This is a genomic window from Gemmata sp. SH-PL17 (assembly GCF_001610855.1).
Lineage (GTDB): Bacteria > Planctomycetota > Planctomycetia > Gemmatales > Gemmataceae > Gemmata > Gemmata massiliana.
Map to the genome: position 1 here is coordinate 478,451 of NZ_CP011271.1, position 20,120 is coordinate 498,570.

The following is a 20,120-nucleotide window of genomic DNA, read 5'->3' on the forward strand; positions in this document are numbered from 1 at the left end:
TTCGTATGCAACCAATCGTACTAATCAACGCGGTCGGCCTTACGCCCCGGCTCCTCGAACACGCCCCGCGCCTCAAGGCGCTCGCGGCGACCGGCTGGTACATCGACATGCCGGAAGTGATCCCGGCCGTCACCTGTACCGCGCAGGCCACGATCCTCACGGGCGTGATGCCGAACAAGCACGGGGTGGTTGCGAACGGGTGGCGGTTCCACAGCACGAACGAGGTCCGGTTCTGGCAGCAGTCCAACCGGCTCATTCAGGCCGTGCCCGTGTACGAAACGGCCCGGCAGCGCGCGAAGGAACGCAACAAGGAGTTCAAGAGCGCGAAACTGTTCTGGTGGTTCAACCAGGGCGCCGCGGTGGACATCTCCGTGACGCCGAAACCGCACTACGCGGTGAACGGTAACAAGGCGTTCGGTATCACCGGTTCGCCGCCGGAAATCGCCGAGGGACTGGAGCGGGTACACGGTAAGTTCCCGTTCCCGTCGTTCTGGGGACCGATGGCCGGGCTGAAATGCACGCAGTGGATCGCCAAGGCCGCGGCCAACGTGATGCAGTTCGAGAAGCCGACCCTCACCCTCGTGTACCTCCCGCACCTCGACTACGACCCGCAGCGGTTCGGGCCGAGCGGCTGCGACATGGCGAAGTGCGTGAAGGAACTCGACGACGCCTGCGAGCCGATACTCGATATGGCGAACCAACTCGGCGCGCAGGTGTGGGTGGTGAGCGAGTACGGGCACTGCGACGTGACGCGCCCCGTGTACCTGAACCGCGCGCTGCGCGAAGCCGAGTTCCTCACGGTGCGCGAGGGGCCGTTCGGCGAGCAACTCGATTTATACGGCTCGCGCGCGTTCGCGGTGGTCGACCACCAGGTCGCGCACGTTTACGTTCGCGATGCTGAAGATCTGGCCCGCGTGCGCGCGGTTCTCGCTGCGGTCCCTGGGGTCGCGAAACTTTATGTTGGCGAGGAACGCGCCGAACTCGGCCTCAACCACCAGCGCAGCGGAGAAATCGTGCTCCTGTCCGAACCGGATGCGTGGTTCGCGTACCCGTTCTGGCTCGACGACAAGGTGTGCCCCGACTACGCTCGCGCGGTCGCCATTCACGCGAAGCCGGGCTTCGACCCGTGCGAACTGTTCTTCGACCCGCGGCTGTGGTTCCCCAAGCTCCACAGCGCGCGCCGGCTCCTCCAGAAAAAGCTCGGATTCCGCACGACGTTCGACGTGGTTCCGCTGGACGCAGAGATCGTGCGCGGGAGCCACGGCCTGGCCGCGGTCGACCCGCTCGACCGCCCCATTCTCATCGGCCACGGCCCCATGCCCGCTGCGAGCGTACCCATGACACACGTGAAGGACATGCTGCTGACGGCGTTAGGGCTGGAGTAAAGGTGGAATGGGCAAGAGGAAGAGCCGCGGATCACGCGGATTAAAGCAGAAGACAGAAGAGCGATTTTTAAGCCCCGATAGGGGGCGTAGGCGAGTAGCTAGGGGTGGAGCGAGCTACGCGAGCGCAACCCCTGGCGGGCTTCCGCGAACCCCGGACATCTTCCGCGTCACAACTGCACGTAACGTTGAGTTACTTCCTGGTCCGCCAGGGGTTGCGCCACCGCTTCACCCCTGGCTACCTGCTGTCGCCCCTATCGGGGCTTAAAATCACTCTTCTGTCTGATCCGCGTCATCTGCGTGATCTGCGGCTCTTCCTTCCGTCTTTTCCGTCCTCAGCCCGAAATCAGCTTCCGCAGTTCCTTGACGTGCTTCGGCACGGCGACTTTCGGGTCGTCCTTCCCTTCGTATTCCAGCGCGACGAACCCGTGGAAGTTCGCGTCCTTGAGGATCTTCACGACTCGCGCGAGGTCTGCGTCTTGGATCTTCCCGTCGGGATACACTTCGGTCTTCACCTGCGACACCACGCCGTAGGGGGCGATTTTCGCGATGTCCGCGTAGGGATCGGTGGTCTTGAAGTTACCCGTATCGATGTTCACGCCCAGGGCCTTGCTCTTCACTGGTTTCACCAGGTCGAGTAGGTGCTCGGGCGTGTCGGTGATGCCGCCGTGGTTCTCTAGCGCGAGCAGCACGCCGTGCTTTTCAGCGACCTCGCAGCACTCGTTGATCGCGGCGACCACGCGCTGTTGTGCGCTCTCCAGAGTGTCGCCCTTGTCGAGCCCACCGGCGAAAATGCGCACGGTTGTGGCCCCCACTTTCGCCGCGCGCACGACCCAATCCTTCACTTTCTGAATTTCCAGTTTGTACTTGGCTTCGTCCCGCACACAGAAGTTGTTACCGACCGGTACGCCCGAGATCGCGAGCTTCTTTTTGGTGGCGTGCGCCTTCAGCTTCTCAGCGTAAGCATCCGTCGTTTCGGTCCAGTAGTACGACGTGAGCTCGACCGCGTCGAGCGGCAGGTCGGCCGCGAGGTCGATGAACTCGAACAGTGTCATCGTCGGTTTTTTCAGATCGAGGAACTGCCGCATGCTGTACGCGGCCAGTGCGAGCTTCAGGTCCGGCTTGTCGCCGGGGCGCTTGATCGGGTCGATCGCGGCACCGAAACCGGCGGACGCGACCGTGGCAGACGCGGCGAGGAACTGGCGGCGGGAAAGCGACATTGTGAAGCTCCTGAGTAGTGGGCAGCGCCGCTAGCTTACACGCACGACGGGCCAGGAGCACCCGAAACGTGTGCCGATCGGGTCTCGGGGCTTCACATTTTCAACACAAAATGTTCTTCGGATAATAATGAGACTTTCTTGGCCACGACGGTAAGAATTCTACACCTCTTCAGTTCTATAAACATTCGATCCCGACTTCCGAACAAGGTGCTTCATGCTCCAGCGCCCGCGTCGCGCTTTTACGCTCATTGAACTGCTGGTCGTGATCGCGATCATCGCGATCCTCATTGGGTTACTTCTCCCCGCGGTGCAGAAAGTGCGCGAGGCCGCGGCCCGCATGAGCTGCCAGAACAATTTGAAGCAGTTCGGGTTGGCGATCCACAACTTTGAAAGCGCGAACGGCTTCTTGCCCCCCAGCCGGACGACCGTTCCGGCCAAGCGCTCGTGGACGACGCTCGGGCTGCCCTACGTCGAACAGGACAATGTCGCCAAGCAGTGGGATCTGAACGTGGCGTGGAACAGCGGAACCAACGCGGTTGTGTCGCAGACCTCGTTCAAGCTGTTCAAGTGCCCGTCGGCCCCGGACAGCCGCCGCGCCACGAGCCTCGGCGCGCTTGGGGCGGGGGACTACGGTTCGGTCAACGAGGTGAAGCCCGACTTCTGGCCCGCCAACGGGCTGACGTACCCCGGTGCGGGCGCGGCGGTCGGTGTGCTGGAAAAAGAAACGGCATCGAACTTCCCCTTGCGGGTCCGGATCACCGCGATCACCGACGGGACGTCGAACACGATCATGCTCGCGGAAGACGCCGGGCGCCCGAACGTGTTTATCCTGGGCAAGGACCAAGGGACCAACACGGCCGACGGGTGGGGGTGGGCGGACCCGGACACGGGGTTCAGCATCAGCGGGGTGACGAGCGGCACGAACAAGACACCCGGCACCTGCGTCGTTAACTGCACAAACGACAGCGAAATGTACAGCTTCCACACGGGCGGCGCGAACGTGGTTCTGGCGGACGGGAGCGTGCGCTTCGTTCGGTCCTCGGTGTCACCGGTCACGCTCGCTTACTCCTGCACGCGCGCCGGCGGCGAGGTTCTGAACAACGATTGGTAAGCTGTCTGTTCTCTGCGGAACCCGGTTGGGGTGACTCGCGAGTCACCCCAACCGGGTTCGTTGTTGCGCCGGCCTTTCGACTTCCGATCACAGCACCGAGTTCAATTTCGCCCTCGCACGGCGTCGAGCGCCCAGCACCCGGGAACGTGCCGGTGCGGTTCGCGACAGTGGCGCAGCAGTTCCTCATTTCCGCAGCCCGCGTCTTCGAGCGCGTCACCCAGGACCGGTAGATCGGTGAAATCGCCGCTCGCCGAGATCCGTTCCGCGATGTGGTGAACTGCTCCGTGGTTCCACTGGAGCCACGCGGGATCGATTACGGGCGGGCGGAACGGGTTGCCGAACACTTCGCGCACCAGATCGCAAGCCCGTGCGGTCACTTCGGCCATTTGCTGTTGGATGTGCTCGTCAATGAGACGGTGCGCTTGTGTTGTAGCGGCAGTGGTGTCTGTGATCCCGGACCACGTCGCGCGAACTGCCTCCTGGCGCTCCGGGGACACACGCGACACGATTTCGTCCCGGAGTTGTTGAACCGACAGGTTTGGGGCCGGTTCGGGAGGCACGAGCGCGCCCAATAATCGCCTGAACCAGCCGGGTACCGCGAGTCGCCGCGCGGGGGTGAGGCGCGCGGCCAGTGCCCGCACTTCGGTCGCCGTATCCGCCCGGATGCGATATTCGATTTGAGAGAATGCCGAGTCGAGTGCCACGTTCACGTCCGCCGCGCGGATCTGGGATAGCGCGCCCAACCGGTGTTCCAGTAGGCGCAGCCACATGCTGTTAGCTGAAAGCCCCGAGAGTGATGACGGGCTGGAGATTTGCGGGATCGCGCGCTGAATCACGTCCCGCCAGATGTGCGTCTGAACGCCCTTACGGGGCTGTGCGACCGCGAATCGTTCGATTTCTGTGAGAACCCGGTCCGCGATCCCGGTCTGTGAACCGGGTACCAGATGACGAACCGCAGCACACACAAGAAGCAGGTACTTGCGGCCGTTCGGCCGGATGCGTGACAGCTTCAGGAGGTACCGCGGGTTCGTTGTGGTACACCAACCCTCTTCGTGTGAAGCGCCCATCGACGTGTCCCGGTCTGGTTTCGTGCGGTGAACACCGGACACGCGGTCGGGCAACTGGGTTCAGGGGGCGGTCACGTGTCCGGCGGTTGTGGACGCGCTGCAATCGCGGGAATCCGCAGCATACTCGACTCGCAACAGTGGGTAGAATCGTCAGGCGAATACCATTCGTTCTTTGCGCCACCAAATCAAGGAAAGGCACCTCGATGTCACCCGATGTTTCGCGCCGCGATCTCTTCGCTGCCGTTGCCGCGGTCGGTGTCGGTAACGCGACGTTTCAGCGCGCGGTTGCGGCGACCGCCGCTCAGCCGAAGGTCGAAGCGGTCACCGCGGAAATGGTGCAGGGCGCGGAATGGGTCGCCGGGATCACGCTGACGGACGCGGAACGCAAGACGGTGGCCGGGGCGCTCACCAGCACGCTTCGGAGCGGCGCCGCGTTCAACAAGCTCGATCTGGGTAACGCGGTCCCGCCCGCGGTGTACTTCAACGCGGTTCCGGGGGAGGCACCGAACAAAGACGGGCGCGGGAAGACGGAGCTTCGCCCGCAGCCGGGCGCACCAAAGAAGCCCGATACCGACGACGATCTCGCGTTTCAGCCGCTGGCGGTACTCGCGGAACTCATTCGCCTGAAACAGATCACGTCCACCGATCTCACGAAGGTCTATCTCGCGCGGCTGAAGAAGTACGATCCGGCGCTCTTGTGTGTTGTGTCGCTCACGGAAGAACTTGCCCTGAAACAAGCGGCCGAAGCAGACAAAGAAATCGCCGCGGGGAAGTACCGCGGTCCGCTTCATGGCATCCCGTGGGCCGCGAAGGATTTGATCGCGTACCCCGGGTATCCGACCACGTGGGGCGCGGGGCACTTCAAGGAGCAGAAACTCAGCGAGAAGGCGACCGTGGCCGCGCGCCTCGATGATGCGGGCGCGGTGCTGGCGTGTAAGTCGACGCTCGGCTCACTCGCGTGGGGGGACATCTGGTTCGGTGGCACCACGCGCAACCCGTGGAACATCAAACAGGGGAGTAGCGGGTCGTCCGCGGGGACCGCGTCGAGTGTCGCGGCCGGACTGGTCGGGTTCGGGTTGGGCAGCGAAACACTCGGCAGCATCGTTTCGCCGAGCACGCGGTGCGGCGTGACCGGGTTGCGCCCGACCTTCGGGCGCGTGAGCCGGCACGGGTGCATGGCACTGTGCTGGTCGCTCGACAAGATCGGCCCGATGTGCCGCAGCGCTGAGGACTGCGCGCTCGTATTCGGAGCGATCCACGGCTTCGACGGTAAGGATGCGACCGCACAGGATCGACCGTTCCACTGGCCTGCCCAAGTGAACCTGAAGGAACTGAACGTGGGCTTCATTGAGGGCAATTTGTCCGAAACGGACCAGAAGGTGCTCAAAGAGCTGGGCGTGAAGACGGTGCCGATCAAGTTACCGCAGCAGACGGCGGGACAGATCGTGGGCATGATTTTGGACGTGGAAGCGGCGGCCGCGTTCGATGACATCACGCGAGAGGGTGTGAAAGAGGGTATCGGGCTGTGGCCGAGCACGTTCCGCCGCGGGCGCTTCGTATCGGCCGTCGATTATCTGAAAGCTCAGCGCGCCCGCACCCTCTTGATGAACGAGATGGCGAAGGTGATGGAGAAGGTCGATCTGTACGTCGGTGGGAACGACTTGTCGATCACCAATCTGACCGGCCACCCGACCGTTTGTTTGCCGAACGGTTTCCGCGGTAACTCGCCCACGGCTCTCACCTTCACGGGTCGGCTATTTGGTGAAAGCACGCTGCTCGCGGTCGCGAAAGCCTACCAGGACGCGACCGGCTATCACCTCAAGCGCCCGCCGCAAGATTCTTGGGTGGCCGAGAAGAAGGACAAGAAGGAGTGAGGTCGGTATCGCCTGGTTGGATTTTCGCGATTGAATTGACTTCGACAGCGCCGCTCACGTGTGCTCGGTAGAGCCGAATGCGAAAACTGGATAAGGCGCGTAAAAGGTGTCGATCCCGTTGACACATCTGAGTGTGTCAACGGGGAGATACGGCAATGGCTTGGAGCTTCCACCGGGCGACCGTGCTCGGTTTCGCGGGTGTGGCTGTGTTGGCGGGTGTGTTGGTCGCGATGCCGGTCGCGGCCGCCAGCGACGCCCCAGTCACCGCTACCGCTCCGCGGCGCGAGATGAGCGACTTGGTGCGTATGCCCAAGAGCGAACTCGAAGCGCTGTACCTCGCTTCTCCTTCAGCCACACCGCCGAGCGGGTTCGTTCCCGGGAGGGCGATCAAAGCGCCTGGGTCGCGTTTCACCGTCGCCAACTCGCGCGCCACGCGCCTCGCCTGGCAGGGGAAAATCTTCCGCAACGACGGCACCATGATTAACCGCGTCCTCGGCGGCGCGCGGGCGATCCCGGCCGACGTGTACGAGGGCGAGAGCCTGCTCGACGGGCAGCCGTCGCTGATCCTAGACTACTCGCGCTCGAAGCTCTGGCCCGATGTGCGCGACGAGTTACGGGAAGTCGAACCGGGGCTGTACCTCGGACTGATGTACAAAGGCAAGCCGGCCCAACAGAAGATGTTCTTCACCCTCGATGCGCGAAAGTGAATCGCGATGACTCAGACACGGACGGCGAAATGAATCGCCCGTTCGACGTCCTTGAGCTTGGTTGGTGAGAGCGTTCCGACTGGCGGATCAACGAAGCGGCTCCGGTCCAGGGCACGCAGTTGGAGGCAGTCCGCAACAACATCGATAGCCAGTCCGGATTCCACACTCGGAACGTAAACTCCGGTCACTCGCGGTACGGGGCCATCCGCTGCGTCTCGGGCGGGCACAACGGTCACCGGGAGAAAGCTCGCGTTGATAATGTCGTTTGAAACGATGATTACGAACTGTGCGCCGCCGAGCTCCAGCCCGATAATCGGGTCGAGGTTCACGAGGTAAATTTCACCCTGCTTCACGCTCGGCTCCCCCCACGCGCCCGGTGAGCCTTTGTTGCATGGAGTGCCATTCCTCGAGCGCGCTGATCTCCTGTCGGGCCGCGTCGTGGTCCGTGAAGTGCGCGTGACGCACATCGGCGAGAACCATTTCAATCAGACGGAGTTGGTCGCCCAGCGATAGCCGGCTGATTTGCTGTTGGAGCGCGTGCAATTCGTTTTGAGATGCCACGATCGGTCCTCCTCACACGTCGCGCTTGCTGAAGCCGAACAAGCCCACGGTGGCGGCGCCCGCGCACAACACAGCGGATGCCGTGAGGAGTTGCGTCAGGATCGCCGGGTTGTACTGCCCCTGGAGCACGAACTTTAAGCGGGCCAATTGGCGGTCCGGGGACGGCCACGGTTCGGGCATCAGCGAGAGCAGGAACCCCGCGCCGTACAGCACGAGCCAGAACACGGTGATGCCGAGCATCGTGCTGTTCGCGAGTGCCCCAATGGTCACGCCCCACGACACGATCACCGCGAGGATCGCGCACACGACCAGCACCGCGGCGAACGAGCCGGCGAACGAGAGATCGGTCTGTGCGTCGTCTTTGAACAGGAAGTAACTCGCGAGCACCACGCCGAACGCCAACGCCGCGAACGTGGCCGTGACCACCACTAATCGCGCGTGCCACTTCGCCAGGAAATACTGGTACCGGCTGATCCCGCGACTCAGCACCGAATCGGCCACCGTTCCGCGCTCGGAGCTGATGCTCGACACCGCCAGCACCACCACGAGCGCGAGGCTCCCCAGGATCATGAGGCGGAACAGGTCGCCGGTTTGGGCCGCGGCACTCTGGAACATGCCGGCTTCTTTGTGAAGCCCGACGCGGTACAGTAACAGCCCCGCCGCCGCGAGCACGGTCATCATCACCCACAAGCGGTAGATCCAACTGCGTGCGGTTTGCCGCAAATCCGTTTGGAACACGGCCCAGTACGGCAGGAACTTGTTGAACCGCACCGTGACGACCGGCGGTGGCGCGTCCATCTTCTTTCGTCCTTTATCCTTCGACATTGGCCACCGGTCTTTCGTCGTGAGTCATTTGGTGCCGAACATGGTAAAGGGACTGCAAAACTCCCCGACAAAAGGCTCGTGACCAACGACCGGTAACCCTGATTACGCCGCTTCTACGTCCTTGTACAAGCGCGCGAACCCGCGACTTTCCTCTCGCTCGACCAGGTCCAAGTAAGCCTGTTCCGTTTGCATTCCGACGCTGCGCACCGTAATGAGCGTGATCTTGTGGTCCGCGAGCGTCTGGAAGATTTGGGCCAGGACGAGGGCGTTGGGCGTCTCGTCCCCGAGTTTGACTTCCAGCCGCCGGAGCCGCAGAACGGCGTGCGTCACGTCCTTCATCGCGCGGATCACCTGCACGCTTTTCGTGATCGCCTTCTGTTCGCCGTCCAGGTCGAGTTCGTAGTGGTTCTTGCGGATGCGCCCTTTGAGATCTTGCAGGCTCCCGTGGAAGATCATCTGCCCTTTATTCAGCACGCAGGCGTGATTACACACCTCGTCGACGTCGCTCAAATTGTGGCTGCTGATGATGAGCGTCTTTTCCGCTGCGAGCGACTTGATGAGTTCCAGCATCGAGCGCCGGGCCTCGATGTCGAGACCGTGGGTCGGTTCGTCCCAGATCAGGAGATCGGGCTCGTTGATGAGGCTGGCCGCGACCGCGAGCCGGGCCGTCATCCCCGGCGTGAAGTGCGCGATGGAATCACCGGAGTGCGGCAGCAGGTCCACCGCGCGAATGAGTGTGGCGAGCCGGGGCTTGCGCACGTCCGCGGGCAGCCCGAAGAGGCGCGCGATGTAGTCCAGGTAGACGATCGGCGTCATCCCCTTGGGGAACTGCGGGTTCGTGGGGATGTACCCGATCCGGCGGCGCAGGTCGGCCGCGTTCGGCGACATCGTCTGTTTGAAGACCTTCGCCCAGCCCGCCGTCGGGCGGTGCAGCCCGAGGATCAGGCGCAGGAACGTCGTCTTGCCCGCCCCGTTGGGGCCGAGCAGACCGAGTACGCACCCCGGCTCGATCGACAGGGACACGTCGTTCAGTGCGATCTGCCGGTTCTGGTAGATCTTCGTCAGGTGTTGCGTCTCGACCACCAGTTCGGTCGCATCGTCGGCCACGGCCGCCTCCCCACAAAGACATTCGCACCCATATAGCGCGTATAACCGCGGGGCTTTAACGAATCCAGGGCAGTTGTAAAAGCGACAAACGCGAGTTGGTAAACTGTGCCGACGGAGTGGTGCGAAAGTAGCGACAGGAGGGATTGTGGGGAGCGCGAGACAAAGACCCGGGGTTGAAACCCCGGGCTATTACCGGTGACCCCATTCGGGGTCCAAAAACCACAAACCGGGGTGCGTTTGCGGCCCCAACGGGGCCACCGGGAATAGCCCGGGGTTTCAACCCCGGGTGCCCGAGCGCAACCCAAATGTGATCTCAATCCCACACGAAACGTTCGTCCCATTTCTTGCCGTGTTGAGTGAGCATGGCGCGGAATTCGTCTTGGTAGGTCGTCTCGCGGTGGTGCTCGGCCTGATTCGCGATGTAGGTTCTCACCGCACCGAGTTCGGGGTACCCGATCGAAAAGACCCCGTACCCGGTTTGCCACATGAATTGGTACGAATCACCGAAGGTGTCGTGGACCCAGCGCGACGAGCCGCCCTTGAGGGTTTTCACCGTGTCGGCAACCGTCACCGTTCGACCGAACGAAAGGAGCAGGTGAACGTGGTCCGGCATTCCACCGATGTCGAGTAACTTCGTCTCGTTGCCGAGTGCTGTGGCTGCGAGGTACTGGTACAACCGCGGGGCGATTTCCGGTGTGATTTGAGGGGCACGATTCTTCGTGCTGAACACGACGTGTAGGTACACGCTGGCGAGCGATTGGGGCATGGGCGTCTCGCGGGGGTAATGAGAGCACCAATGCTACCAAAGACCCGGGTTGAAACCCCGGGCTATTCCGGGGGGGGGGGGCGCTCGGGTACCCGGGGTTGAAACCCCGGGCTATTCCCGGTGGCCCCGTTGGGGCCGCAAATACACCCCGGTTTGTGGTTTTTGGACCCCGAATGGGGTCACCGGAAATAGCCCGGGGTTTCAACCCCGGGGCTTTGATCTCATTTCGCTCTCCACACCGGGGGCGGCTCGATGGCGTCCGCGGGGCGCGGGCCGGAGTTCTTCCGCCCGCTGCCCGCGAACCGGCTCACGCACCGCACGGTCACGTCCGCGTCGCAGGTGATCTGGCAACTCAGGCGCACGCCGGTCAGCCCCTTCGCGGCCAGGACCGTCTTTTCGGCCTCCGTCATCAGGTCCGGTTCGCCGGCCACGAACTCGACCCGGCACGTCGTACACGCAGCCCGGCCGCCGCAGGCGTGCAACTGGTCGATGCCGGCTTCGTCCACGAGCGCGAGCACGAGGCGCTTCCCCGCGGGCACCTCGAACGTTCCGGCTCCTTCAACGGTCAGTTTGGACATGGTCAGTTACTCCGATTAGAACGAAGGGACGATTCGTATCTCCCCAATCCATTGCTCCCACGGTAATTGTCAATATCTTCTGCGGGACAGCGAATCCGATTCTGACAGGCTCCCTATTACCCTAGCCCGGAGGCGACCGTGTCGGTGATCGAGACGGTGGAGCTTCGCAAGTCTTACGGCCGGTTCGAGGCCCTCAAGGGCGTTTCGATCCGCGTCGAGAAGGGTCAGATTTACGGTCTGCTGGGCCAGAACGGTGCCGGGAAGACCACCCTTATCAAAATTCTGCTCGGCATCGTGCGGCTCACCGACGGTGAGGCGTCGCTGCTCGGCGCACCGGCCGGGGCCGCGTCCGCGCGCCGGAGGGTCGGGTACCTACCGGAAGACCATGCGTTCCCCGGGTACCACACCGGCTACTCGCTGATGGAATTCTACGGCAGCCTCTACGGGATGGCGGCCTCGGAGCGGAAGAAGCGCATCCCCGAGACGCTCGAGCTGGTCGGGATCGCGGGGCGCATGCACTCCAAGATCAAGGCGTACTCGAAGGGCATGAAACAGCGGCTCGGTATCGCTTGCGCGATGATGCACGATCCGGACTTGATTATCCTCGACGAGCCGACCGACGGCGTGGACCCGATGGGCCGGCGCGAGATCCGCGAGGTCATGGCGCAGCTCAAGGAGCGCGGGCACACCATCTTCTTGAACTCGCACCTCCTCGGCGAAGTAGAACTGGTGTGCGACCGCGTCGCGATCCTGCAACAGGGGAAACTGGTTCGCGAGGGCACGATCGCGGAGCTGACCAAGACGAAGGGCACGTTCGTCATCGGGCTGATGCCCGGGCAGGCGTTCCCCGCGGACGCGGTCATTAAGCTCGGGTTCGCCGTCCGCCCGCTCCCGGACCAACCGGGGCTGTCCGAGGTCACGCTGTCCGACGGGCAGACGATCGAACCTGTAATGAGGCAACTGTTCGAGCGCGGGCTGACTCCGACGCACGTCGTCGAGAAGAAACAGTCGCTCGAAGACGTGTTCATGACGACCGTGGAAGGGGCCGAACCCGGTGTCGATCGCAAGCCGCGGCGCGGGGCCGCCCGCCCGGTCGGGGGGAGGGACTGAGCCGTGTTGCAATTTATCGCCATCCTGAAGGACTCGTTCCGCGAAGCGGTGGACGGGTTCGTCATTTACGCGATGCTCGTGATGTCCGCCCTGGTCATCGCCCTTTTGGGGAGCATCTCCTTCACCCCGGAGCCGCCCAAAGAGGCGCTCGATCAGATCGTCAAGCAGTTCCCCCTGGTGTTCCCGGACAAGGGGTTCAGCCGGGCGATCACCCCGTCGTTCGAGAACTCCTTCAGCGCCGCCGACGTTCAACCGGCCGCGGGCGGGTACAAGTTGCGCGTGGCCGTCAGCGCACAGCGCAAGGGGGTGAAGGACGATCCGGTGGAGATGGCCGGTGGCAAGTCCGACAAGCCCGCGGGCGACTCGTTCCGCGAAACCGTTCTCTTGTGGAGCCGGCCCGCGGAGCGCGTGAAGGACGTGGAGGCAAAGGGGCAAAAGATCCAGTTGGCCCAACCGGGGAGCACCTCGATTGCGGACCAGCGCGCGGTTCCTGACGATTTGCTATGTGACTTTATCAAGAACCAGTTCGCGATCCACGCGGGCATGAGCGCGACCGTTACGCGCGCGGCGACCGGGGTGGAGGAGCCGCGGTACGAGTTCGATGTCACCACCACCGGTGGCAGCGCCGTCCGCGGGTGGCCGCACAAGGTCAGCCTGTTCTTCGGCGCCTGGACGCTGCCCGTCCCGTTCAATCTGGGCTCGACGCTGTTCTGGATTCAGGACCGGCTGGTGAACGGCCTCGGTGCGGTACTCGCGCTGCTCATCAGCATCGTCATCACCGCGTTCTTCATCCCGAACATGCTCCGCAAGGGGAGCATCGACTTGCTGATTTCCAAGCCCATCGGGCGCAGCCAGTTGCTCGTCTACAAGTACATTGGCGGGCTGACGTTCATGTTCCTGGTTACGACGTTCACGGTCGGCGGCGTGTGGCTCGTCCTCGCGCTGCGGAGCGGGGTGTGGGATCCGAAGTTCCTCGTCGTCATCCCCGTGCTAACGTTCACGTTCGCCATCCTGTACGCCGTGTCCACGTTTGCCGCCGTGTTCACGCGCAGCGCGATCGTTTCCATTCTGCTCTCGGTCGGGTTCGCGTTTTTCTTGTACGTCGTCGGACAAGTGAAGTCCATCTTCGATGCGATCAAAACCGACGAGAAAACCAAGAACGAGCTTCCGGAGTGGTCGTTCACGCTCGTCGATACGCTGAACAACATCCTGCCGCGCTACAAGGATTTGGACAAACTCACAACCAAGGTGCTCTCGGAAGGCACGCTCACGCCGGCCGAGCTGCGCATGCGGGCGCTCGATTTGATCGACTACCCTTCGTGGGGCAGCACTTTTGGAGTATCGCTGGCCTTCATCGTACTGATGCTGACGCTGTCGTGCTGGCGCCTGAGCCGCCGGGATTACTAATCGGTGGGAAATGAGTGCGGGCGCCGGGAGCACAAATGGCTCCCGGCGCCCGCACTCATTTCGTCTCTGCCGAAAGCCGCTCGCCTTCCAGTTCGTGGTAGTGTTGTTCATCAATTCGCTCGAACCGCACCGTGTCGCCCACGCGGAGCGGGAAGAAGCCGCTCGCGACGTCCACGATCGTGAGCGGCGTGCGCCCGATGAGGTTCCAGCCCCCGGGCCGCGCGAGCGGGTAAATGCCCGTCTGCCGCGCCGTCAGACCCACGCTTCTGGGTTCCACGCGGACACGCGGACTCGGCAATCGCCCCACGCCACACAACTCTCGCGGCAAATAACCCAGGTACGGGAACCCCGGCACGAACCCGATCGCGTACACGGTGTAGGTGGTCGCGGTGTGCAGTCGGATAACCTCGTCCGGGGGCAACCCGGTGTGCTCGGACACGCGCGCCAAGTCGAGCTGCATCTCGTAACAGACGGGAATCGCAAAGTGCCGGGGCGCGAGTGCCGGGGGCTGATCGGAAGGCGCGGGCGTGGCATGAACCAGTGCTTCCAGCCACGCGATGACGTCCGCTGTGCCGGTTCTGTCCGCGTCGAAGAAGATGCCGACGCTGGCGTAGGCCGGCACCACATCGAACAGCCACGCCGGGTTCGCCGCACGCACGCGGTTCGCGAACTCGACCGCGGTCGGTTCGTCCGCGTGGTACGCCAACACCGCTTGGTCACCGAGGGGCGCGAGTTTCATCCGGCTTCGCTTCGCGGAAGTGGAAATGAACCGTTGGTGTCGCGTGCGGTCCACAAGCACTTCGCACGCGACACTATGAGTAGCCAGAATCAGCGCTGACAGGGCTTACTTGGTGGCTTTCGTCTCGGGCGGGTTCACGAACGCATCGGCCAGTGACTTGCAACCGGCCACCGTCATTTCGCCTTCCTGCACCCACACGCGGTACTTCAGCTTCAGCGGCTTCGTGGGCGTCAGTTCGTACTCGAAATAATCCCCGAACCGGCCGTATTCGCGCTCGCTCCCGCGGGTCTCTTTCGGGTTGTCCGGGTGGTTAACGCGGACGACCGTGTAGCGCTTCCCGCCCGTCACGAAACTGCAAGCGTTCCACGGCAGGTTGATCGTTTTTTCGTCCTTGCTCTTGGGCTCCCAGTTCCGCGTTTCACCGATCTTCCCCTGACCGTCCGGCCGCAGGTAGTAGGTGTTCTCCTTGCCGTTCTTGGAGACCTCCTGGTTCGCGCGGAAGTGGAACCCCGCGTGCTGCGGGTCGCCGTCGAGCTTGACTTTATCGAGCTTCGTGGAAAGTACCGTGCTCCAGTCGATGAGCGTGCCGCCGGTGGTTGCGTAGACGGTCACTTCTCGTTCCTCGTTCGCGATCGTGGCCCCGTCCTTGCCGTGCCACGAGATCGCGGACCGGTGCCGGCCGAACACTTCGCCCGCTTCGGTCGCGAGCATCTTGTCGTGTTGGGAGAACACGTTGTTCGTGCCGTGCCAGATGTCGGCGGACTGCTTGTCGCCGTAGGTGACCTTGTTGAAGCCGAAGAACAGCCCGCGGTGGTGCGGGAACTGGCCGTCCTTGTCGGTCTTCGCTGACGTGCTCGTGAGCATCGTCCCGCCCGTTGCCGGGTCGTAGACGTTGTGGAACGGTTTGAACGTGTAGTAGTGGTCCTTCGGGTCGTGCGGCAGATTGAAGTACTGGAGCACTTTCCGGCCGTCGAACGCGAGCAGCGTCGTGCCGGTCTTCTCTTCGGAGAACTTGAACTGCGGGGGAGCTTTGACGTAGTTCAGTGTCGTCGGTCGGACTTCGATCGTTTCACCGGCTTTGAGCTTCGGCAGCACGAACACGAGTGCCTTGCCATCGTCGGTAACTTGGGCCGTGGTGTGTAACCCGTCCGGCAGCGTGACCGCGTTCGGCGCGGTGGCTCCGGCCGGGAGTTTCGCGGTAACGACCACGTTCGTGTCGTCCAGTTTGCCGCCGGTCACGGCAATCTTCTGGGCAGGCGCGGGGGCAGCGAGCGTGAGCAGCAGGGCGAGTGCGGGCAGCGTGCGAATCATGTTGGCACTCGGGGAAGGGGGCGCGGAACGTTTCTTGCGTAAGATAGAACCGGCCTCGCCCCAATTACGGGAGGGAACACCAATGAGCGTATCCGCCGCCGAGTTGACCGCCAAGAAGTGTACCGCGTGCGAGGGCGATACCCCGGCCTTTACCAAAGATCAAATCACCGAGCACCTGACCGCGGTGCCGGAGTGGAAACTCGCCGACGACGGCAAACTGATCCGCCGCAAGTATAAATTCAAAGACTTCGTGACCGCGATGGCGTTCCTGCAGAAGGTCGCGGTGCTGGCCGAAGAGGAAGAGCACCACCCGGACCTACACCTGACCGGGTACAAGAACGTCGCGATCGAACTCAGCACGCACGCCATCGGCGGGCTGTCCGCGAACGACTTCATCGTGGCCGCGAAGATCGACAAACTGCCGGTGTGAGTGATTCCATTAATTGAGGCCCGCACATGTCTGCCCGCGATCGATTGCAGCACCTGTTCCGCGAACGCGCCCTCCAGTTCGGCGACTTCACGCTCGCGTCCGGGAAGAAGAGCACCTACTACGTGAACTCGAAGAAGGTGCTGTTCCACGCGGAAGCGATCACGCTTTTAGGCGACCTCCTGTTCGACGCGACACGCGACCTCGACTTCCAGGCCATCGGCGGGCTGGAGGTCGGCGCGATCCCGATGGCGGCGGCGGCGCTGACGGCGTTCCACCGCAACGGCCGGCACCTGGAGGGCTTTTTCGTCCGCAAGAAGGTGAAGGAGCACGGCGGGAAGGAACAGCTCGAAGGGCAGGTCAACGCGGGCGACAAGGTGGTCGTTATCGACGACGTGCTGACCACCGGTGGGAGCGTGGTTCAGGCGATCGAGGCGGTCGAAGCGAAAGGTGCGACGGTCGCTCGCGTGGTGTGCATCTGTGATCGGCTCCAGGGCGCGAGAGAGGCGCTCGCGAAGTACGACTTCCGCCCGCTGTTCACTATCCGCGACTTCGGTATCGAACCGCCGAAGGCGTAATCAGTAGTTTCAAGAGATTTGGCAGTGCCGCATGGGAGTTCCTAAGTTCAAGGTTCTCAGGCACTTGAACGGGAACCTCCCATGCGACGTGGTTACTCTACGATCACCCCGGCGGTGGTCCACGCCCTGACGCGCCGGACCTTGGAACGGACCCTCGGTTGGACCGACTACAAGCGGTCCGTCACCGGCGCCCAGTTGCTCGACCTGGTACTGCGGGTCGCGAGCACCACACGAACCCTGTTCGCCGTGGCGACCCGGTACTTCCAGTTCTCGCACGAGGCCGCACGACAAGCGGTTCGTGCCAACTTGGGCTCCGGGGACCAACTCACGGCCCGGTTGGTCAACGCCCTTCACGACGTGGCCCGGTTCACGCGCCGGGACCGGAGGCGCCGGTGGACGTGCGCCATCGACGTGCACTACGTCCCGTTCTACGGGGACCGCGCTACTCCGGGCATCATCGGCGGACCCAAGAAGGCCGGCACCTCATTCTTCCACGCCTACGCCACCGCAGTCCTGATCCACAAGCACCGGCGGTACACGGTCGGATTGCTGGCGGTCCACAAGGGGACCAAGCCGCACCAGCAGGTGCACACCCTTCTGGACCACGTGGCCGCGCGCGGGCTGACCGTTGGTGGGGTGGTTCTGGACGCCGGGTTCGATCGTGGGGAGACGCTGTTACTGTTGCAGGAACGGAACCTCAGCTACGCGGTCCCGATGCGCAAGAAGGGTTCCGGCACGAACCGGCGCAACGCGTGCGACGCGCAACCGTCGGGTACGATCGCCACGATGGAATGGGTGACCGAGAAGACGCGCCGGTCCGTGTCCACCCGGGTACTCGTGTGGCGCCGCCCGGGTGAATCGCACGCGCGGGTGTACGCGTTCTCGGGTTGGGGCGATGCGGGGGCGGTGTCCGAGGCCACGCGCGCGTGGCTGGGACGGCGCCGGTACCGGGAGCGGTTCGGGATCGAGACCAGTTACCGGCAGAAGAACCAGGCCCGCGGGTGGACCACCAGTACCAGCCCCGAATACCGGTTGCTCTTGGAAGGGGTGGCGCTGGTGTTGCGACAAGTGTGGGTGTGCTTGACCCTCCGGATCGCTCGCGCCCGGAACCGGAACCCGAAGGCGTGGGTGCACGAACTCCCGTTGGTCGAGATGCTCGACTGGCTCACACAACGCATCCGCTCACGGTACCCACGCACGCGATGTATCACCCTGACCCACAAAATACTTACAGCCGCTCCAATGCATTGAAACTACTGTTGCGGTCGCGGCCACGCGGCAATCCACGTGTCGATGTCGGGCAACTTGGCGCGGGCATCGTCCACGATTGGGCGGTATATGTTCGGTTTGCGGAACAGAAAACGAATGATTCCGAGATAGGGCCGGTTCGGGTGCAATTCTTCTTCGAGTCGCTGCCGTGTCTCAAGGCGGATGTTAGGATGTTCGTTACAGACATCCGCCAATAGTTTGAGGACGCGGTTGAACTGAACGCGGCGCTCGTCTCGGAGTGGTCCTTCGTCAAGTTTTAGGCGTTCCCTTGTCGTACTAGCGCGGCGAGCGCGAGCAGCGTTAGTGACCTCAACCATCGCGCCGGTCCGAAAATCCCAGGTGAAATAGTCGAGCGGCTCCTCATGTGTCGGATCGAGGAGTCGCTGATCCTTCCGGACAGGAAAGAAGCTTCCTTTCGCCTGATTACACTCGGCACAGCAGAGGAGAAAATTGTTCCATTTGAACATTCGCTTCGGATAACGTTCTTTCGGGTAGAAGTGGTCGACCGCTTTTGCGTTGACGCGCTCGCAGAAGGCACACTTGAAGCGAAACACAGTTTGAAGTGCAACGAGAACAGCTCTGCCCGCGTTCGTGCGCCGAAAATTGTTCCACACCGGTTCAATTCGGGCGTCGCTTTGCGTGAATCCGTTCGTTTCTGTGTGTTTCAACCCGAGTTGGGTCCGATTTGGGGCAGTCAGGTGCTGCGTGATCGGTGGGCGATTGACTCGAATCATTTCTTGCCGTTCTGGAGACGGTGAAGCGTTTCGTCAACGTATTTTGCCATATCCTGCTGGCGCTGCATTTCTTCATACGTTTCGCCCGGTGCGGAGAGGCGCGTTTCCAGCGCAGCTTTGATCTCGTTCAGTTCTCGTTTCTCGGCCGCCGTTAATTTTTGCTTGCTGAGTAGTTCGGTGTTGCGCTGAACGAGTCCCTCCATCTCGACCGAGCGCGTGCTGTGCAACCCGAAGAGTGGGCTGGTCAGAATCTGAGTTGCGGTCCACCCGCGAACGGACTCGGGGAACGGTTCAACGTCAACGGTTCCTTTCTCATTCCGCCGCAGTACGAACAACCCGCCGTCCGTTGCTTCCTGTGCGATGAACGGACTGTGCGTTGTCACGATGAACTGAATCTTGGGGAACACCTGCCGCAATCGCTCACCAAGTTCCCGTTGCCAACTCGGGTGCAGGTGCGCATCGGCCTCGTCGATCAACACGATACCTTCGGCCAAGATGCTGATGGTGCTAGTTTTTTTATCCTCGGTGACGTAATCGAGGAAGCGAGACGTCGCGTTGTAAACGTGCATAAGCAGATCGAGCACGAGAGCGAGAAAGCTGCGAAACCCGTCACTCAATTGAATGGCTTCGAGTTCAACGCCTTCGGTCGTCTCGAAGAGAACTTTTTCGGTAGAGATGTCTTTGAGCCGAACACCTTGCGGGAGCAACTGATTGATGACCCTCTCGAAAAGAGGCAACGCCACCTGCAATGCTTCGCTTCCGGCAATCTTCCTATCAAGTGAACGAGCGTAAACAGTTTTCAGCCACGAAATCGGTTCCGTGATACCGGCTGCGTCGCTGAGCATTGTGACGAACGGAAGCTGGTAAGGCTTCACCTGAAACGTCTGCGGTTGCCGTTCGAGCCTACGAAATGGCCCGTATCCGCATACTAACCATCCGGGTGTGTTGTGTTTCTTTGCTCGGCGCGTGGTTAAATCCAATTCAGCTTTCAAGCGTTCGATTGCGACATCCATCCAGAGCTGCTTGTGCTCCCCCGTAGGATGTCCAGGATGTCGTTCAGATCCCGCGCCTCGCAAATCGGGATCGTCGAACCGTGTTTCTCGAAACGTGGCTTTCATTTTCCCGTGGTCGCTCAAGTGAGCAACCCACTCATCGTCGTACAGCCAACTTGTTGCGTGCAGGCTCATCGCCATTTCTGCAATCGTGCGCACGATGCTACTTTTCCCAAACCCGTTCTCACCCAAAATGACGTTCCATCCGCTGTAGTCCCCATCGGTGTGCGGGAACTCCAGCGTCACGTCCTCGAAACACTTGATGTTCTGGAGGCGGATCTTCTTCAGGTACACA

At 62.4% G+C, this 20,120-nt stretch carries 21 protein-coding genes; 9 read left to right on the top strand and 12 right to left on the bottom strand.

Features of this window, described 5'->3' with window-relative positions; all coding sequences use genetic code 11:
• The first annotated feature begins 5 nt into the window (after positions 1-5).
• Positions 6-1,385 (top strand): alkaline phosphatase family protein, encoded by a 1,380-nt coding sequence (locus tag VT84_RS01870; protein WP_082838290.1) that lies wholly within the window; start codon positions 6-8, stop codon positions 1,383-1,385.
• A gap of 332 nt (positions 1,386-1,717) precedes the next feature.
• Here the strand turns inward: VT84_RS01870 and VT84_RS01875 are convergent, their stop codons facing one another.
• The gene (locus VT84_RS01875; protein ID WP_082838291.1) at positions 1,718-2,602 is read right to left on the bottom strand and encodes a sugar phosphate isomerase/epimerase family protein; all 885 of its coding nucleotides are present in this window, start codon (positions 2,600-2,602) and stop codon (positions 1,718-1,720) included.
• A 214-nt stretch (positions 2,603-2,816) separates the two neighbouring features.
• On the opposite strand from VT84_RS01875, the gene VT84_RS01880 reads away from it, so the two are divergent.
• Positions 2,817-3,713, top strand: a complete 897-nt coding sequence (locus VT84_RS01880; protein ID WP_082838292.1) for a DUF1559 domain-containing protein — start codon at positions 2,817-2,819, stop codon at positions 3,711-3,713.
• Between the two features lie 101 nt (positions 3,714-3,814).
• Here the strand turns inward: VT84_RS01880 and VT84_RS01885 are convergent, their stop codons facing one another.
• Positions 3,815-4,780, bottom strand: coding sequence for a hypothetical protein (locus tag VT84_RS01885; RefSeq protein ID WP_157469096.1), 966 nt, complete (start codon positions 4,778-4,780; stop codon positions 3,815-3,817).
• Between the two features lie 203 nt (positions 4,781-4,983).
• Between VT84_RS01885 and VT84_RS01890 the strand changes: the two genes are divergently transcribed.
• Positions 4,984-6,654: an amidase gene (locus tag VT84_RS01890; protein ID WP_082838294.1), complete on the top strand. Its 1,671-nt coding sequence runs from the start codon at positions 4,984-4,986 to the stop codon at positions 6,652-6,654.
• 155 nt (positions 6,655-6,809) lie between these two features.
• Entirely contained in the window at positions 6,810-7,361 is a 552-nt protein-coding gene (locus VT84_RS01895) for a hypothetical protein (RefSeq protein WP_052561081.1), read from the top strand.
• Positions 7,362-7,372: 11 nt separating this feature from the next.
• Here VT84_RS01895 and VT84_RS01900 read toward each other — a convergent pair whose 3' ends face one another.
• The 6 genes from VT84_RS01900 to VT84_RS01920 form a co-directional block, all read right to left on the bottom strand.
• Entirely contained in the window at positions 7,373-7,714 is a 342-nt protein-coding gene (locus VT84_RS01900) for a type II toxin-antitoxin system PemK/MazF family toxin (RefSeq protein ID WP_162271560.1), read from the bottom strand.
• Positions 7,701-7,922, bottom strand: coding sequence for a hypothetical protein (locus VT84_RS39420; RefSeq protein ID WP_162271561.1), 222 nt, complete (start codon positions 7,920-7,922; stop codon positions 7,701-7,703). Before VT84_RS39420 ends, VT84_RS01900 begins: the two co-directional genes overlap by 14 nt.
• Positions 7,923-7,934: 12 nt before the next feature.
• Positions 7,935-8,720 (bottom strand): ABC transporter permease, encoded by a 786-nt coding sequence (locus VT84_RS01905; RefSeq protein WP_232069918.1) that lies wholly within the window; start codon positions 8,718-8,720, stop codon positions 7,935-7,937.
• Positions 8,721-8,849: 129 nt separating this feature from the next.
• Positions 8,850-9,854 (bottom strand): ABC transporter ATP-binding protein, encoded by a 1,005-nt coding sequence (locus tag VT84_RS01910; protein ID WP_052561085.1) that lies wholly within the window; start codon positions 9,852-9,854, stop codon positions 8,850-8,852.
• A 313-nt stretch (positions 9,855-10,167) separates the two neighbouring features.
• Positions 10,168-10,620, bottom strand: a complete 453-nt coding sequence (gene tnpA / locus VT84_RS01915; protein WP_082838296.1) for an IS200/IS605 family transposase — start codon at positions 10,618-10,620, stop codon at positions 10,168-10,170.
• Between the two features lie 221 nt (positions 10,621-10,841).
• Positions 10,842-11,198, bottom strand: coding sequence for a 2Fe-2S iron-sulfur cluster-binding protein (locus VT84_RS01920; RefSeq protein WP_052561086.1), 357 nt, complete (start codon positions 11,196-11,198; stop codon positions 10,842-10,844).
• A gap of 138 nt (positions 11,199-11,336) precedes the next feature.
• On the opposite strand from VT84_RS01920, the gene VT84_RS01925 reads away from it, so the two are divergent.
• A complete protein-coding gene (locus tag VT84_RS01925) occupies positions 11,337-12,308 on the top strand; it encodes an ABC transporter ATP-binding protein (protein ID WP_082838297.1) in 972 nt (323 codons plus the stop codon).
• A gap of 3 nt (positions 12,309-12,311) precedes the next feature.
• On the top strand, positions 12,312-13,715 hold the full coding sequence (locus VT84_RS01930; protein ID WP_082838298.1) for an ABC transporter permease: 1,404 nt from the start codon (positions 12,312-12,314) through the stop codon (positions 13,713-13,715).
• 55 nt (positions 13,716-13,770) lie between these two features.
• On the opposite strand, the gene VT84_RS01935 is transcribed toward VT84_RS01930, so the two are convergent.
• Complete coding sequence (locus tag VT84_RS01935; RefSeq protein WP_082843202.1) at positions 13,771-14,454, bottom strand: 5-oxoprolinase subunit B family protein; 684 nt, start codon at positions 14,452-14,454, stop codon at positions 13,771-13,773.
• Between the two features lie 105 nt (positions 14,455-14,559).
• Entirely contained in the window at positions 14,560-15,765 is a 1,206-nt protein-coding gene (locus tag VT84_RS01940; protein WP_082838299.1) for a DUF6807 family protein, read from the bottom strand.
• An 82-nt stretch (positions 15,766-15,847) separates the two neighbouring features.
• Between VT84_RS01940 and VT84_RS01945 the strand changes: the two genes are divergently transcribed.
• The 3 genes from VT84_RS01945 (at position 15,848) to VT84_RS40410 (ending at position 18,021) form a co-directional block, all read left to right on the top strand.
• On the top strand, positions 15,848-16,195 hold the full coding sequence (locus VT84_RS01945; protein WP_082838300.1) for a 4a-hydroxytetrahydrobiopterin dehydratase: 348 nt from the start codon (positions 15,848-15,850) through the stop codon (positions 16,193-16,195).
• A 26-nt stretch (positions 16,196-16,221) separates the two neighbouring features.
• Entirely contained in the window at positions 16,222-16,770 is a 549-nt protein-coding gene (pyrE, locus tag VT84_RS01950) for an orotate phosphoribosyltransferase (RefSeq protein WP_082838301.1), read from the top strand.
• 81 nt (positions 16,771-16,851) lie between these two features.
• Complete coding sequence (locus VT84_RS40410) at positions 16,852-18,021, top strand: hypothetical protein (protein ID WP_239465642.1); 1,170 nt, start codon at positions 16,852-16,854, stop codon at positions 18,019-18,021.
• Positions 18,022-18,023: 2 nt separating this feature from the next.
• Here the strand turns inward: VT84_RS40410 and VT84_RS01965 are convergent, their stop codons facing one another.
• Together VT84_RS01965 and VT84_RS01970 are read right to left on the bottom strand one after the other, a co-directional pair.
• Entirely contained in the window at positions 18,024-18,773 is a 750-nt protein-coding gene (locus VT84_RS01965) for a hypothetical protein (RefSeq protein WP_082838302.1), read from the bottom strand.
• A complete protein-coding gene (locus tag VT84_RS01970; protein ID WP_082838303.1) occupies positions 18,770-20,119 on the bottom strand; it encodes an AAA family ATPase in 1,350 nt (449 codons plus the stop codon). The genes VT84_RS01965 and VT84_RS01970 overlap by 4 nt, the downstream gene beginning before the upstream one ends.
• Position 20,120: the final 1 nt, after the last annotated feature.

Coding starts and splice junctions, on each gene's coding strand:
- VT84_RS01965 (WP_082838302.1), bottom strand. CDS start 18,773: ATGATTCGAGTCAATCGCCCACCGATCACGCAGCACCTGACTGCCCCA.
- VT84_RS01890 (WP_082838294.1), top strand. CDS start 4,984: ATGTCACCCGATGTTTCGCGCCGCGATCTCTTCGCTGCCGTTGCCGCG.
- VT84_RS01880 (WP_082838292.1), top strand. CDS start 2,817: ATGCTCCAGCGCCCGCGTCGCGCTTTTACGCTCATTGAACTGCTGGTC.
- VT84_RS01895 (WP_052561081.1), top strand. CDS start 6,810: ATGGCTTGGAGCTTCCACCGGGCGACCGTGCTCGGTTTCGCGGGTGTG.
- VT84_RS40410 (WP_239465642.1), top strand. CDS start 16,852: ATGCGACGTGGTTACTCTACGATCACCCCGGCGGTGGTCCACGCCCTG.
- tnpA (WP_082838296.1), bottom strand. CDS start 10,620: ATGCCCCAATCGCTCGCCAGCGTGTACCTACACGTCGTGTTCAGCACG.
- VT84_RS01940 (WP_082838299.1), bottom strand. CDS start 15,765: ATGATTCGCACGCTGCCCGCACTCGCCCTGCTGCTCACGCTCGCTGCC.
- VT84_RS01885 (WP_157469096.1), bottom strand. CDS start 4,780: ATGGGCGCTTCACACGAAGAGGGTTGGTGTACCACAACGAACCCGCGG.
- VT84_RS01905 (WP_232069918.1), bottom strand. CDS start 8,720: ATGGACGCGCCACCGCCGGTCGTCACGGTGCGGTTCAACAAGTTCCTG.
- VT84_RS01920 (WP_052561086.1), bottom strand. CDS start 11,198: ATGTCCAAACTGACCGTTGAAGGAGCCGGAACGTTCGAGGTGCCCGCG.
- VT84_RS01875 (WP_082838291.1), bottom strand. CDS start 2,602: ATGTCGCTTTCCCGCCGCCAGTTCCTCGCCGCGTCTGCCACGGTCGCG.
- pyrE (WP_082838301.1), top strand. CDS start 16,222: ATGTCTGCCCGCGATCGATTGCAGCACCTGTTCCGCGAACGCGCCCTC.
- VT84_RS01870 (WP_082838290.1), top strand. CDS start 6: ATGCAACCAATCGTACTAATCAACGCGGTCGGCCTTACGCCCCGGCTC.
- VT84_RS01945 (WP_082838300.1), top strand. CDS start 15,848: ATGAGCGTATCCGCCGCCGAGTTGACCGCCAAGAAGTGTACCGCGTGC.
- VT84_RS01935 (WP_082843202.1), bottom strand. CDS start 14,454: ATGAAACTCGCGCCCCTCGGTGACCAAGCGGTGTTGGCGTACCACGCG.